The sequence below is a fragment of the Micromonospora sp. NPDC049799 genome, assembly GCF_040656655.1.
GTDB lineage: Bacteria > Actinomycetota > Actinomycetes > Mycobacteriales > Micromonosporaceae > Micromonospora.
The window spans coordinates 1-1,424 of the sequence record NZ_JBFAMU010000831.1; the positions used below are offsets into that span (position 1 = coordinate 1).

The 1,424-nt window shown below is 76.3% G+C and carries 1 protein-coding gene; it reads right to left on the reverse strand.

The features are described 5' to 3' along the window. Positions 1–138: 138 nt before the first annotated feature. The coding region (locus tag AB0I76_RS29880; RefSeq protein ID WP_357042465.1) for an ABC transporter substrate-binding protein at positions 139–1,424 on the reverse strand (1,286 nt) is incomplete at its 5' end.

Here is a 1,424-nt window from a genome sequence, read left to right on the forward strand (position 1 = left end):
CCGGCCAGGCCAGCAGCCCGCCGAGCAGCAGCACCGCGGGCACCAGCAGCGCCGAGGTGGCTCCGGCCGCCGGATAGGCGCGCCCCCGCCGGGCCGGGCCCACGTCGTCCAGGACGGCCGTCTCGCCGAGCACCCGCGTCATCGGCCGCCACCCGCGGAACGGGCCGCCGCCGCCAGCTGCCCGGTGGCACGACGGATCGCCTCGCCCGCCGCCACCCCGCCGGTCACGTCGGCGAAGAAGTCCTGCATGATCCGCCAGATCCCCACCCCGTCGGAGCCGGTGAACGGACCGGGGAGCTGGTCGGAGAGGTCGAAGCGCACGGCGTCGGTGGTCCTCAGGTCGGTGGCGAGTTCCCGGCGGACCGGGTCGCGGTAGCTGGCCAGCGGCACGGACACGTTGGGGGACAGGTAGCCGCCGGCGTCGAGCCACGGGCCGAAGGCCGACCCTTCGCTGAGCCAGCGCACCAGGTCCGCGCCGCGGTCCGACCCGGCGAAGACGACCGCCGCGTCTCCGCCCACGATCAGCGGGCGGTCGGCCATCCGGGCACCGGGGAACCGGAACGTCCGTGGCGCCGCACCGGAGGAGAACGCCCGGACCACGTCGTCGACGAAGTCGCCCTCGAACACCATGACGGCCCGGCGGCGGTGCACGACGTCGATGACCGAGTCCTCGTACTGGGTGAGCAGCGCACGCCGGCCGCCGCCGGGGAACGCGCCCTCGACGCTCCACAGCTCCGCGAGCCGGTCCAGCGCGGCGCGCACCGACCGGCTGCCCCAGTCGGCATCGCCCCGGGCCAGGGCCGAGTAGAACCCGGGTGTCGTCACGTCGGCCAGCACGTTCTCGAACCAGTCGGTGAGCACCCAACCGTCGGCCGCGCCGATCGCCAGCGGGGCGGGACCCGCGCCGCGGCGGGGCGGCCCGCCCAGCCGCCGGGTGACCTGGACCAGCTCGTCCCAGCTGCGCGGCGGGTCGGGAAGCAGGGAGGGCAGGTGCCAGAACAGCGACTTGTGCGCCGCCTTCACCCACACCCCGTACCGCCGCCCGCCGGTGGTGAGCAGGTCCGCCATCCCGACCGGGACGGCGTAGCCGCCCGACGGCGTCACCTCCCGCAGCCAGCCTCGCCGCGCGTACTCGACGACCAGACCCGGGCGGGGCAGGATCGCCACGTCCGGGCTGGTGCCGGCGAGGTGACGGGCGCGCAGGAACGCGTCGATGTCGTTGCCCGCGCTGACCACCCGCACGTCGCCGTACCGGGCGACCACCTCCCGGAACCGGGCCAGCTCACCGGTGCTCCACACCACGGCCACCTGGATCGACGGCTCCCCGCGTCCGCAGCCGGCGGCGACCGTCACGGCCCCCGCCGCTCCGGCCCGCAGCAGCGTACGGCGGCTCACGCGCCCGTCGTGCCTCACGCCGCCACCTC